The sequence below is a fragment of the Fodinibius sp. genome, assembly GCF_034521915.1.
Taxonomy (GTDB): Bacteria; Bacteroidota; Rhodothermia; order Balneolales; family Balneolaceae; genus Fodinibius.
Genome location: NZ_JAXHLU010000004.1, coordinates 190,133 through 204,401, shown reverse-complemented (window position 1 = coordinate 204,401; position 14,269 = coordinate 190,133). Strand labels below are relative to the sequence as shown.

General features: G+C 43.5%; 11 protein-coding genes. 7 read left to right on the top strand and 4 right to left on the bottom strand.

What is annotated here, in order from left to right:
* Positions 1–9 precede the first annotated feature (9 nt).
* The 3 genes from secD to uvrA form a co-directional block, all read right to left on the bottom strand.
* A complete protein-coding gene (secD, locus tag U5J89_RS03490; RefSeq protein WP_322574219.1) occupies positions 10–1,827 on the bottom strand; it encodes a protein translocase subunit SecD in 1,818 nt (605 codons plus the stop codon).
* Between the two features lie 74 nt (positions 1,828–1,901).
* Positions 1,902–2,450, bottom strand: a complete 549-nt coding sequence (locus U5J89_RS03485) for a hypothetical protein (protein WP_322574218.1) — start codon at positions 2,448–2,450, stop codon at positions 1,902–1,904.
* A 416-nt stretch (positions 2,451–2,866) separates the two neighbouring features.
* Entirely contained in the window at positions 2,867–5,725 is a 2,859-nt protein-coding gene (uvrA, locus tag U5J89_RS03480) for an excinuclease ABC subunit UvrA (protein ID WP_322574217.1), read from the bottom strand.
* 140 nt (positions 5,726–5,865) lie between these two features.
* Between uvrA and U5J89_RS03475 the strand changes: the two genes are divergently transcribed.
* From U5J89_RS03475 to U5J89_RS03450, 6 genes are all read left to right on the top strand, one after another.
* Complete coding sequence (locus U5J89_RS03475) at positions 5,866–6,519, top strand: hypothetical protein (protein WP_322574216.1); 654 nt, start codon at positions 5,866–5,868, stop codon at positions 6,517–6,519.
* Between the two features lie 92 nt (positions 6,520–6,611).
* Positions 6,612–7,661: a WG repeat-containing protein gene (locus tag U5J89_RS03470; RefSeq protein WP_322574215.1), complete on the top strand. Its 1,050-nt coding sequence runs from the start codon at positions 6,612–6,614 to the stop codon at positions 7,659–7,661.
* A 123-nt stretch (positions 7,662–7,784) separates the two neighbouring features.
* Positions 7,785–9,170, top strand: a complete 1,386-nt coding sequence (locus U5J89_RS03465; protein WP_322574214.1) for a 3-deoxy-7-phosphoheptulonate synthase class II — start codon at positions 7,785–7,787, stop codon at positions 9,168–9,170.
* A gap of 433 nt (positions 9,171–9,603) precedes the next feature.
* Positions 9,604–10,023, top strand: coding sequence for an Hsp20/alpha crystallin family protein (locus U5J89_RS03460; protein WP_322574213.1), 420 nt, complete (start codon positions 9,604–9,606; stop codon positions 10,021–10,023).
* 157 nt (positions 10,024–10,180) lie between these two features.
* Positions 10,181–11,686: a Do family serine endopeptidase gene (locus tag U5J89_RS03455; RefSeq protein ID WP_322574212.1), complete on the top strand. Its 1,506-nt coding sequence runs from the start codon at positions 10,181–10,183 to the stop codon at positions 11,684–11,686.
* 176 nt (positions 11,687–11,862) lie between these two features.
* Positions 11,863–12,885, top strand: coding sequence for a DnaJ C-terminal domain-containing protein (locus U5J89_RS03450; RefSeq protein ID WP_322574211.1), 1,023 nt, complete (start codon positions 11,863–11,865; stop codon positions 12,883–12,885).
* 84 nt (positions 12,886–12,969) lie between these two features.
* Here U5J89_RS03450 and U5J89_RS03445 read toward each other — a convergent pair whose 3' ends face one another.
* Positions 12,970–13,350, bottom strand: a complete 381-nt coding sequence (locus tag U5J89_RS03445) for a DUF2784 domain-containing protein (protein ID WP_322574210.1) — start codon at positions 13,348–13,350, stop codon at positions 12,970–12,972.
* A gap of 101 nt (positions 13,351–13,451) precedes the next feature.
* Between U5J89_RS03445 and U5J89_RS03440 the strand changes: the two genes are divergently transcribed.
* Positions 13,452–14,231 (top strand): S1/P1 nuclease, encoded by a 780-nt coding sequence (locus tag U5J89_RS03440; protein WP_322574209.1) that lies wholly within the window; start codon positions 13,452–13,454, stop codon positions 14,229–14,231.
* Positions 14,232–14,269 lie beyond the last annotated feature (38 nt).

Below are 14,269 nucleotides of genomic sequence, written 5' to 3'. Positions count from 1 at the left end.
TCTTTGTTATTAACCGAAGCTTATTTCCGCGGATTTGTCCCGTGTCAGGTAATCCACAATAACGCGGGTAATCACAATTGCGCTAAACAATGATGCCACAATACCGGCCATCAGCGTAACTGCGAACCCTTTGATAGGCCCAACGCCAAAACTATAAAGAATGATACCTACAAAGAATGTGGTAATATTGGCATCCATAATAGCACTCATAGCGTTGGAATAACCGCCCTCAATAGCGGCACGGATTGTTTTTCCGGATCGCTGCTCCTCTCTGATCCTGTCAAAAATTAGCACGTTGGCATCAACGGCCATACCAATAGTAAGCACAATACCGGCGATACCGGGTAATGTAAGTGTCGCTTTAAAGGCCGCTAAAATACCCAGTATAAAAATGATATTTAGCAACAATGCAAGGTCGGCTATAGCTCCACCGGTCCGATAATAGACCATCATAAATATAGCAACAATTATTAATCCAATAATTGTGGAATAAAATCCTGCCTGAATGGAATCTTCACCAAGGGTAGCCCCAACCGTACGCTCCTCTACAATTTCAAGCGGAGCAGGTAGCGCACCAGAGAGTAAGATATTAACAAGATCTTCAGCCTCTTGCACGCTTTCCAATCCGGAAATAGAAGACCGACCATTAGAAATTTTAGTCTCTACATTGGGATAGGAGTACACGTAGCCATCAAGAACAATTGCAATGGGTTTACCGATATTAGCTCCGGTAATTCGTGCCCAACGACGGGCACCTTCGGCGTTCATATTCATTGATACACGAGGCTGATTAGTCGCCTGATCGAAATTAACACTAGCCTCAGAAATAACATCTCCTGTTAGCTCAATTTCGGAACGAACCCCGATAAGTTCATAAAGTTCTTGTCCCTGATCGGTTTCTGTAAAAGGAGAAGCCCCCCACATTAACTCAACATTTCGAGGCATCAACTCCTGCACTTCAGGACGCTGCAATAGTTCATTTACGCGAGCAGTATCTCTACCAGTAGAGTATCCAAAAGAATAAGGATTGCGGCCGCGTGGATTTAAAACTTCAAGCAGCGGATTCTGGACTGCACCCTGTTCTACGGTATCTGAAGTATCCGAAGAAACCTGATCATAATAATTTACGATACGATCTTTTGCACTACTAATCTGATCTGGTTGTGCCACTAATCGAAACTCTAGACGAGCTGTTCCTTTCAAAAGATCACGAATACGCTGTTTATTTGAAACGCCCGGAAGCTCAACCACTACGCGGTTATTACCCTGCTTAAATATAGCCGGTTCGGTTACACCGTACCGGTCAACACGCGAGCGAATAATTTCCATCGCCCGATCTACTGCAGAATTTCGCTGCTTTTCTAAATAACTCTGAATTTCTTCGTTTGTTGATCGACGCGTGATATTTTCGGTATCAGAGCGGTAATAACGACTCAACCGTCCATCGGGATAACGCTCTTCAAACAGTTGAACCATCTCATTAATAAAATCAGTATCATTTGAAGAAGCACGTTGCTTTGCATCGTTAATAACATTGGTCAGTGTTGAATCAATATTATCACCCGCCAGTTCTTTTAGGAATTGCGAGGTCCCAACTTCCAATGTAACGTGCATACCGCCCTGCAGGTCAAGCCCCAGCGACAGTGAATTCTGACGTAATTCTTGCAGGCGCTGTGCATTTTCCTCAACGTACTCAGCGCGCTCTGCTTCCGGCAAATCCTCAATATAATTCTGCTCCAACGTATGTACTACCGTCGGCCACAAATAATAGATGGTAAGTGCCAGAAAGGCGACAATAAATCCTATTTTAGTTCCATTACCTTTCATAATAATTCATTTTAAAAATTAAGAATAGAAATTCGTTTACAGAGACCTAGATTAATAGAATATTCCTACTTCACCTATGGTGCTCCAATGGCAATGCCTTCCGTCATTGGTTGCATTGCCGTAACAAAATATTCGTCAAAGTCCAGCCTATAACTCTCAACACACCACAAATATTCAGAAATGAGCGACAGGCCAGCAGCTGATCCTATTGCTCCCTTTTGATCCAATACAATAGAAAAGAAAGCTTTTGTAACTGACGGAATGGGAATCCCGGCCATTGCATTACCGGTTTGAATTTGACTCCATTCTATAAGCAACAGCTGATAGAAGTGCATTGAAGCTGTTGATTCGGCAAAAGAAAAACCAAAGCTTTCGTTGTTACTTTTTACAAACTGAGAAGCTTCTTTTACGAATTCATCTAAACTATTGGCTGACTTTCGAAGATCTTCCAACTCTTTTTGCAAGGAAACATCATCAGAAGCTTCTACCTTTGTACTTAACCAGTTTGCAAAAACCTTTGAAGAATGGTTTACCTGAACTTGCTGCACCATATACAAGCCAAAGCCCGTACAAATCACAGCAATTACAGATAGACGAATTATATATGTGCGGAGTCGATTCATCAGTGGCAGAAAATAGGGAGAATGTAAGAACGGGACAAACCTTTTTCTGCTTTCCTAACATCTGTTCTTAAAAAAACTTACAGGGAAATTTTAACTCCACAAAAATTACTCTTCCAGCCCCGGTTGATGTTTCCGAAAAAACATATCGTCAATCCAACCATAAAAAATGGTGATCATCAATGCGGCAAACGAAGCAAACAAAATATTGCTCGAAAGAGGCATCTGTGAATATAACACACTTTCAAAAAGTACTGTTATTAACACAGTTAGCACAACACATACTGATAAACATTTTGCAAAAAAACTCATATAAACCTCCGATTTTTGTTAGAAGGATATATGCTATAATGACGAAAGTAATTCAACCTGGCAAATATTGGCGGATAAAAACTCCAAAACCTTTCTTCGATATACTTCTAAGAGGCTGTAACCGTTTTTTGCTCCTCGCGGTCAAATTCTTCCTTCAGATATTGCCCCGTATAACTGTCCTCCATCTGAGCTACTTTTTCGGGCGTTCCCTCAGCAATAATCTGTCCACCTTCATCACCGCCTTCGGGACCAAGGTCGATAATCCAATCTGCTGCTTTAATGAGATCGAGATTATGCTCTATTATAATTACGGTATTTCCTTTATCCACCAGCTGCTGTACCACATCCACCAGCATACGAACATCCTGGAAATGCAAGCCTGTGGTGGGTTCATCCAAGATATATAATGTATCGCCGGTGCCTACTTTGGCAAGTTCGCGAGCAAGTTTTATGCGCTGTGCTTCACCGCCGGAGAGCGTAGTACTGGGCTGACCCAGTCGCAGATAGCCGAGTCCAACATCAACGAGTGTTCCTAATATTCGATTGATAGCAGGCACGGAATCAAAGAACTCATGCGCTTCATTGACCGACATATTTAACACGTCGGATATATTCTTGCCTTTGTAATAAATTTCGAGCGTTTCTCGATTATAGCGTTTGCCGTTGCATGTTTCACAATCCACATACACATCCGGCAGAAAGTTCATCTCAATTTTTCGAACGCCGTCGCCATTGCATGCTTCGCAACGGCCGCCCTTTACATTAAATGAAAATCGTCCCTGGTCGTAACCGCGAATTTTGGACTCCGGCAGCTCCGCAAAAAGCTTTCGGATATGATCGAAAACCTTGGTGTAAGTCCCGGGATTTGAGCGGGGCGTGCGTCCGATGGGGCTCTGATCTACTGAAATAATCTTATCCAGATTATCGATGCCATGCACTTCATCAAACGGGAGCGGCACCGATTTCGAGTTATAAAACTCCGACGAAAGGATAGGCTCCAACGTCTGATTGATGAGCGAACTTTTACCACTACCGCTTACGCCGGTAACACAAATAAATTTTCCAAGTGGAATATCAACATCCACCTCTTTAAGGTTGTGCCCGCGCGCTCCTTCGAGCCGAACTGATTTTCCATTTCCCTCGCGCCGCTCATCGGGATAGGGAATCACTTCCTCATCCTTTAAAAACTTAGCAGTCATCGAATCGGGATCGAGCTCTTCGGGCCTGCCCTCAGTCACAATTTCTCCGCCGTGTTCGCCGGCTCCCGGCCCCATATCAATTACATAATCAGCCTTTTCAATAGTTTCGCGATCATGTTCCACCACAATTACGCTGTTGCCCAGATCGCGCAGCGTTTCAAGCGAATTAATCAGCTTAATATTATCCCGCTGATGGAGGCCAATGCTGGGCTCATCCAGGATATAAAGCACGCCTACCAGCTGTGTGCCTATTTGTGTTGCAAGTCGAATACGTTGCGCTTCCCCTCCACTTAGCGACTGTGCTTCGCGATCCAAGGTCAGGTAATCCAATCCAACATTAAGTAGAAAATCCACGCGATCACGCACTTCTTTTAATACCTGGCTGCCTATCTTCTGCTGCCGCTCGGTAAGATCAAGATTGTTAATCGTATTTCGCAGCATAGTAATATCCATCTGAACTAGCTCATCAATCGTATAGCCGTCGATACGATATGAAAGTGCCTCCTTGTTAAGCCGACCACCCCCACATTCGGGACAATCAATTTTACTCATAAACGCCTTGGCCTTTTCGCGCTGTTTATTGGAATTGCTCTCCTCGTACTTTTCATAGATCATATCGCGCAATCCCTTAAAGGAGTGCTTGTACGTTACATTATCATCACGAAAATCGTAACTGACATCATACTTGGTATTGCCGCCGCCCTCAAAAAGCAGATCCATTTGCTCTTCCGTAAACTCTTTGATCGGCGTTTCAAAATCGAGTCCCACCGAATCGAGCACCGCTTTAATCTGCTTAAAAGCAAAAATATCGCGGGGTTCTCCCAAATAACGAATGGCCCCTTCCTCAATAGTTTGTTCTTTATTGGGTATCACCAGATCCCGATTTACATCGTAGGTATAGCCAAGCCCGTCGCAATGCTGGCAGGCACCATATGGAGAGTTAAATGAAAACATATTGGGAGCGGGATCTTCGTATGCTAATCCGCTTTCGGGATCAAAAAGATTCTGTGAATACAGATGATCTTCAAATTCAACCTCCCCATCCTCTTCTTTGGGAATAGCCAAAATCACATTTCCCTCAGCCATCTCAAGTGCCAGCCGCACGCTTTCAGCGATGCGTTTTTCACTCTTTTCATTAATCACGAAACGATCAACTACGACCTCAATATCGTGCTTCTCATAGCGTTCCACTTTCATATCTTCTTCCAGGTCTATGAATTCCCCATCCACACGCACCTGTACAAAGCCCTGCTTCATCGTTTGTTCGAATAGCTCCCGATAATGCCCTTTTCGTCCCCGTACCACCGGCGCCAGGCAATACGCTTTAGTGCCTTCGGGCATATCCATAATCGTAGAGACCACCTGATCAGCCGTCTGCTTTTCCATCTTGTTACCCGATTTCCAGGAATAAGGTACACCAACGCGGGCATAAAGCAGCCGCAGGAAATCATAAATTTCAGTAACGGTACCAACCGTAGAGCGGGGATTTCTGTTCGTCGTTTTCTGATCGATAGAGATAACCGGTGAAAGTCCGTCAATAAAATCAACTTCGGGACGCTCCATCATCCCTAAAAACTGCCGAGCGTAAGCAGAAAGCGATTCCAAAAATCGGCGCTGACCTTCGGCATAAATGGTATCAAAAGCCAGCGACGATTTTCCCGATCCGGATATTCCGGTCATTACAACGAGCTTCTCTCGGGGAATGTTAACGTCTAAGTTTTGCAGATTGTGTTCGCGGGCGCCGCGGATGACTATATTTTCTCGCAAAGGTAATTCAGGTTTTGAAGTTCAATAAAACTTTAAAAGATAAGGATAAATCGTATCTTTTGAAGCCTATAATTAAAACTGATTTTCCCTATCGAAATCAGGGAAAATAACGGAAAATATCGGCGTTTCATTCAATAGTTATGCAACAGCTTTCTATCAATTTGGCAGCTCTTTTTAAGTTTAGTATTCAGCAGTATAAATCCTATGCCTCCTTTATTGTTGGAGCCGTTCTCACTTTTATCGTTTTGGCCGTTGTCCCTCAAATCTATTTTATGATGCAGGCTCCTGAGAACCCTACCTTAAAAACACAATTCATTTCTTTTCTATTAACTGCCCTGCAAATTTTCTTAAGCCTCGGCTTTACCAAGTTGATGCTGCTGCTGGTGCAGGATGCCTATGTGACTGTTGCCGACATGTTCAACAACTTTCGCATCTTTTTCAGCTATTTTGTTGCCAGCTTCATATACGGTTTAGCCGTTTCTGTGGGATTACTCTTACTCATAGCTCCCGGTATCTGGATTGCCATACGATTTCAATTCTTCCCTTATTTTATCATCGAAAACGGTGATTCTTCATTTACCGCCCTGCAGAAGAGTTTTAATTTGTCACAAGACCTTCTCCTGGAACTCTTTGTGTTCGGAGTTGCAGTAGTATTTCTAAACCTGATCGGAGCCTTGCTGTTGGGAGTGGGGGTTATTTTCACCTATCCTCTGACAACCATGGCTACCGCCGTTATATACAGAAGCTTAAAAGAAGAATCAGACTCCATACCCGCCGACTCTTATCAAATCTGATGGCTAGCTGATATGATAGGAACATAGCTTCCATATCAGGGTAAAAAAAACACAATAGTTAACCCCAAAAGATCAATCAGCACAGTTTTACTATGCCAAGAGTAATTTGGAAAGCCATTATCGTAGCCGGAATTGCCCTCTTCTTAACATCTTGCAAATCATCCGAACCGGCCGGCTCTACGGATGATTTTCTGTATCCCTATCTGGAAGATCAGCAAGTAGGCTTTTTAAACAGCACCCTTGACAAAGAAATTAATCCACAGTTCAAGTTTGTAAGCAACAGAATATGGCCCTACACCTTTTCTGAGGGGCTATCAGCAATAAATTTTCTGGGAACAATAGGCTACATTGACCAGCAGGGAAATATTGCCATCGAACCGCAGTTTGATTATGCCCAAAACTTCAAAAATGGCACAGCCTTGGTTCTGGATCACGGACAATACGGATTTATCAACCGGGATGGTGATTTCCTTGTTGAGCCTCAATATCATAATGCAGGAAGTTTCAGTAACGGTCTGGCACCCGTACAACAGCACAAAAGCAGTAGCTGGGGATATATCAATCAAAAAGGGGATTTTGAAATCCAACCCCAATTCGAAATGGCAGTCCCTTTTAGTGAAGGATTAGCGCTTGTTCAGACATCAGAACACAAGGAATGGGGATACATCAATACCTCAGGAGAAATGGTGATACCCGCGAAATATCAGCAGGCAAAATCATTTTCCGAGGGGCTAGCCCCTGTACAGCTGGGATATAAACAGTGGGGATACATCAATAAAAACGGTGCCATTATCATAGATTCAAAATTTTTAGAAGCCGAACCCTTCTCTGAGGGAAAAGCAGTTATTGCCATGCCCATAGACAAGGAAAATCTGGAACAGAAAAAATATGGATACATCAACAGGCAAGGCGAAATAATCATTGAACCGACTTACGAAAAGGCCTTTTCATTTCATGAGGGCAGAGCAAAAATCAAACAAAACGGCAAATATGGATTTATTAATGAACGCGGCCAGTTAATTGCGGATCCCATCTATGATAACGCCTGGAGTTACAAGGGTGGTTTTGCCATGGTTAAACTGGGAGAAAAGTACGGCTATATTAATAAAAATGGTGTCTTTGCAATGGAACCAATCAGCTAATAGTATGGTTTTTGACACGTCGCAACATTTTAACATGCTATAACTTCTGATGATTGCTCCTATCCGTAATTTTCGGTAACCTTAGGGCTTTACTAGAAGGACAAATAATCGCTCAAGAATTTAATGTATTCCAAAAAATCAGTGGCTTCTGAAGTAGCAAATCCCAAAGACTGGTCTCCCCAATCCTGGAAACAATTTCCGGTTAAGCAGCTTCCAAAATATCCGGACCAGGCAGCACTGGAGCAGGCCTATAATGAATTACAAGGTAATCCTCCCTTAATTACTTCATGGGAAGTGGAAGCCCTGAAGAAAAAGCTGGCCAATGTTAGTGCCGGCAACAGCTTTTTGCTTCAAGGAGGCGATTGTGCCGAGAGTTTTGCGGATTGCAAGTCCCCCAAAATCGTGAACCTGCTTAAGGTTTTACTGCAGATGAGTTTTATCCTTATCCACGAAATGGAGACCTCTGTTATTCGGGTAGGACGTATCGCGGGTCAATATGCAAAGCCCCGATCACGAGACTACGAAATTGTTGACGGAGAAAAAATCCACAACTACCGCGGTGATTTAATCAATAGCATTACTCCTACTGAAGAAGCGCGCAAGCCAGATCCCAAACGATTAATTGAGGGGTATAACAAGGCGGCGCTTACGCTCAACTTCTTACGTGCTCTCTCGGATGAAGGGTTTGCAGACCTGCACCACCCTGAATACTGGGAACTCGACTTCATGAAAGAAAACGAGTACTACAAAGAGTACGAGGCGATGGTGAACTCCATCCAGAAAGCGGTAAACTTTATGGAGACCATTACGCCCAATGAATTTAGCACGACCCAAAAAATTAATATTTACACATCGCACGAGGGATTGAACTTATATTACGATTCGGCCCAAACACAGCAGGTTCCTCGTCGAGAGGGCTGGTACAATCTAAGTGCCCATATGGTGTGGCTTGGAAATAGAACACGTGATCTGGACGGCGCCCATGTGGAATACTTGCGGGGCATTCGCAATCCTATTGGCATAAAAATTGGCCCAAACTATGATCTGGACCACACCCTGAAATTGATTGAACACCTGAATCCAATCCACGAACAAGGAAAAATTGTACTTATTACCCGCTTTGGAAAAGACGAGGTAGAAAACGGGCTACCCGATCTTATCAAAAATGTTAAACATGAGGGCATGCCGGTGGTATGGAGCTGCGATCCCATGCACGGCAATACGTTCAAGACGGATGATGACGTCAAAACTCGTAATTTTGATGCAATCATTTCTGAAATCCGCAAAACTTTTGCCATTCACCGCGATCTGGGCAGCTATCTGGGCGGGGTACACCTGGAACTTACCGGTGATAATGTTACCGAATGTCTGGGCGGTGCCAACGGTCTGCACGAGGGACAACTCCATAAAAACTATGAAACCTATTGCGATCCGCGCCTTAATTATCAGCAGAGCTTAGAGATGGCTTTCCTTATCGCCAAGGAGTGGAATCAAAGTTACGGCAGTTAGCAGTTATTTCTCCTACGCGCAAGAGTGCCGACGCTTCATAGCTTTAGCGACGTAGCGCTTTGGAGAACAGGCAGTTTCAAGCTTGCCCTACGAAGCTTTAGCGTAGTGGGGTTAGCAGGCTGACAAATTCTACTTTTTATATCAAGGATTAAGTCTAAAATAAACCGCCGCAATACTCAACTGTATACTGTTCACTGATACATTGCCTTCATCTGTCACAAATACAGCGAAACTGACGGTTTGACCAATCGGACAGTGACATTTTATTCTCACCTGCTGTCACCTCTGAAAATTTCGCGTCCTACCTATGGCTGAATGGCAGACTTTTGCTTTCTAAAGGCCGTTGGTACAGCTCTTGCAGCTATAAAAGTGAGTTTGATTCAACAAATATTTCCAATAAAAATTCACTTACGAGGTGTTTATTATGACTTTAATGAGATATTCCAACCCCAACAGAAATGCATTAGACAAGAACTTTTCAGACATCATGGATGAATTCTTCAATGATGTTGTTAACGATCGGCGCGGCAATTTTGTGCCCAGCATTGATATTTCTGAAACTGACGAACAGTTTCAAATATCTGCTGAACTTCCAGGCATGAAAAAAGATGATATTGACATCAGCCTGGAAAACGGACGCCTTGCCATTAGCGGTGAGCGTAGTTTCGAGAATGAGGAAAAGGGTAAAACATACCATCGCGTCGAGACGAAGTACGGTTCTTTCGAACGCTCTTTCCAACTACCGGATAATGTTGATGAAGAAAGCATTTCAGCAACCTACGAAAATGGATTGCTGAACATCAGCATTGACAAGAGCGAAGACAAAGTGAAGAAACAAATTGAAATTAGCTAACCTCAGCTAATAATTGATTCCCAATCCGCGGGAGCTGCCTTGAACCGTAGCTCCCGTTTCTTTTTCTGCCAGCATGCACAATAATTTACCATTCCCGATTGTTTATTTATCTGTCAGAAATTCAAAATTATTAATCTCGATCTAAACTGAGTTCATTATGGAAAAAATTCGTTCATCTAATTTATTGTGGGCTTTTGTAGCTGTATTGGTTGTCGGTTTCTATACCGTTGATTTACAGACAAACAATGCATCGGTGCTTTCGCTGCCTGGGTTCTCTTCTGATGAAAAAGTTGAACAATCAGAGAAACCACCATCCAAAACCATTGGCGAACTGAATGATGCCATTGTTGATATCGCTGACAAAACAAAACAGGCAGTAGTAACAGTTAAGGTAACACAAACGGTAGAAGCGAGACCAAATCCACTGAGCCAATTTTTTGGTAATCCGCGTCAACAACCTCAGGAATACCAGCGACGTGGACAAGGTTCTGGTGTTATTGTTTCTGATAAAGGATATATCTTGACAAACAATCACGTTGTAGAAAATGCCAGTGAGGTAGAAGTACAGCTTCTCAATGACAAAAGATATGATGCCAAAGTCATTGGTACTGACCCACTTACTGATATAGCTGTACTGAAAATTGATGCGCAAGAGCTAAATGACCTGAATGTTGTAAAACTTGGAAACAGTGAAAAGCTACGAGTGGGTGAAATGGTATTAGCTATCGGTAGTCCACTCCAGGCAAGCTTAGCACACTCCGTATCCATGGGAATTGTATCTGCCAAAGGCCGCTCAATTGGCATTATCGAACAAGGAGCTGGCTACGAAAACTTTATACAAACCGATGCTGCCATTAATCCCGGAAATTCCGGTGGTGCCCTTGTAGACATGGATGGCGAACTCATTGGCATTAATACAGCCATTGCTTCACGTTCTGGCGGCAGTGATGGTATTGGCTTTGCCGTACCCATTGACATTGCAAAAAATGTAATGAAGTCCATTATTGAAAATGGAAGTGTTGTGCGTGGATATCTTGGTATTCAAATGGGCGGTGAAGTGGATGCTACTATGGCAAAAGCTCTGGGCCTTGATGAAGCTTATGGTATTATAGTAGGAAGCGTACCCGAAGATGGTCCTGCAGCAGAAGCTGGACTTCAAGCAGATGATATTATTCAGACAATTAATGGCGAACCGGTTCGAAGCTGGGGCTCGCTGCGTACTTCTATTGGTACCTCTCCCCCAGGCACCGAAGTAGAACTTGGTATCATTAGGGATGGAGACAAACAAACTATCACAGTTACACTGGGACAACAACCCGAAGACATGATGACTGCCATGCAGCCGGGTAATTCATCCGAACCCGATATTGAAAAGAAACTTGGCTTTAAAGTTGAGGAACTTACGCCACGTATAGCCCAAGAACTGGAACTCAGTGAGAACCAGGACGGTGTTGTTGTTACCCAAATTTCGCGACAGAGCGAGGCCTATCAACAAGGGTTACGTCGTGGTTTTGTTATTACTGAAGTTGACCGTCAGGAAATTTCCAATGTCCGGGAATTCAACCGGGCTATGAGTCAACTTGTTGAAGGAGGCAAAGATGTCGCATTGCTTCGTGTGACTACCCCCGGTGGCAACAGTCAGCTCGTAGCTTTTGAGCTCTAACAGGTTAGAACAATCCCTGATAAAAGCCCTTCGGTTTGCCGGAGGGCTTTTTTTATGACAAGCTGACGAGTTTTATCCTAGTTTTTGACAAAACGTTAGCTTTTGGATTGTGGCACCTTATTTGCTCTATTATTAATGAAATTGAAGAAAGAGCTCTATAATGGCACAATTTCATTATGGAATATAAAAACTATTACGACATACTCGGTGTCAGCAAAAATGCCTCTCAGGATGAAATAAAGAAGGCATACCGTAAGAAGGCCGCAAAATATCACCCTGATAAAAACCCTGACGATCCCTCGGCGGAAGACAAGTTTAAAGAGGTCGGGGAAGCTTATGAGGTCCTTAAAGATCCTGAAAAACGTAAGCTGTATGATAAAGTTGGTAAGGACTGGAAAAAATACCAGCGAGCAGGTGGATCTGCCGACGACTTCAACTGGCAAGATTATGCCCGTCAAAGTCAAGGCCGAGGTGGTTTTGGTGGCCAACAGAGTTATCAAACCAATTTTGATTTAAATGACTTGTTTGGCGGTGGTGCCCGTAGCCGCGGAAAAGGTGGCGGCGGCATGGGCGGTGGATTTTCAAGCTTCTTTGAAACCATTTTCGGAGGCGGTGGCAATCCTTTTCAACAAGCCCAACAGCAACAAAGTCAGGGACGTCGCTACCAAACTCGAGCCCGACAACAAAAGCGCAACGGTAAACAAAATACTAAAGCCAGTATTTCCATTTCATTGAAAGAAGCCTATGAAGGCACATCCCGAACACTGCGCGTAGGTGGCGAAAAGATGAAAGTTAAAATTCCCGCCGGTATTAAAGACGGTCAACGCTTGAAACTTAAAGGCAAAGGACGGAGCAAACTTTCCCGAGGTGCTCGGGGCGACCTTTATCTGACCGTAAACATTGATATGCCGGAAGGATACGAGCGCAAAGGTAATAATATTTACTATGACCATGCCATTGATCTTTACACCGCTGTTCTCGGAGGAGAAACGGTGGTGAATACGCTGGCAGGTAAAGCTAAACTGAATATTCCCGCAGGCACTTCGGGAGGCAAGCTGTTTCGATTGAGTGATATGGGCATGCCTGAATTTAAAAATTCATCTAACAAGGGGGATTTATTTGTACGCATCCAGATACAGGTGCCCGAGGAACTCTCCGAGGAAGAAGAAAAGCTATTTAAACAACTGGCTAATAAATAGTATCAAAAAGGTTTTCACATATAACATATAATGGTTCGGGCAACTGCTCGGACCATTGTTATTTTGTGTGTCTTTTGTAGACCTTTAGGAGACAATTCTCTTCTTCTCAAAATCTCGAAAGTTGACATAGATTGAAACAAGCAACGCCGCAAAAAATAATATTGCTGTTGTGGAATCCACTAAGGCAGTACTAAAATCCAACCCCGTCAACAGTTCGGCCAAAAACTCAATATAGGAAGTGGGCATATCGGTATATCCCAACTCTTGCCGCACCTGCCAGTGCCAATCGGTACACGGACAATATCCGAATCCGTACCATATCCCCAGAATAAACCAGGAAAACGCCGTAAGCAGTAATGTGGCAAGGTTCCATGGACGAGTCGCCTTCCACATCCATCCAAAAAGATTAAACAGGATAAATACCGTGTGGAAGACGATAAAACCAATATCGAGCAAAATATACATCTCAATAAAATGATGTTAAAAGTCCCAAAAGCATTTACCTTTCTTCTAAAAAGTAGTGATATTCATCTGCCTATAAAACTTTAATACAACTGCTCACCATTATGGTTTTCATTTTATTGATTTCGACCCTCTTGTTTATCCCCTCTAACGATTTTGCTGAGAATAATTTTTGGGGACAAAACGGCCATCGCATCGTGGGCGACATTGCTGCCGATTACCTGACGCCCAAGGCCCGGGAAGAGATTGATCGCGTGCTTGGACACGAATCGATGGCTATCGCCAGCACCTGGATGGACAAAATAAAGTCTGATCCCGCTTATGATCACACGCATGACTGGCACTGGGTCACTATTCCCGATGGAATGAGCTACAAAGAGACGGAAAAAAATCCCAATGGCGACCTCATCAATTCTATACGAACGTTTATTGAAGAACTCAAAAGCGGAAGCCTGTCCGCTGAGGAAGAAAAGAAAAAGCTGCGCATGCTCATTCACCTTGTTGGGGATATCCACCAACCCCTGCATGTAGGTAATGGAGAAGATCGCGGTGGTAATGAGGTCGAAGTTGAGTGGTTTTATGATGATTCAAGTCTTCACCGCGTGTGGGACAGCGAAATGATTGACGACACGCAATTGAGCTATACCGAATTTTCTACAGCGATAAACCATCCTTCTAAGAAACAAATAGAAACCTGGCAAGACACGGACGTTATCGACTGGGCCAATGAGGCGATGGAACTACGTGACCAGGTATATGACCTGCCGGAGGATCGCGAAATTGGCTATAAATACCAGTACGAAAATCGTGATCTGCTGGATCGCCAATTACTCAAGGGTGGAGTGAGATTGGCCGGAGTGATTAATGAGATTTATGGATCGTAATTTTTTAACCCGCAAGGTTTTATTCAATATCTAATAGA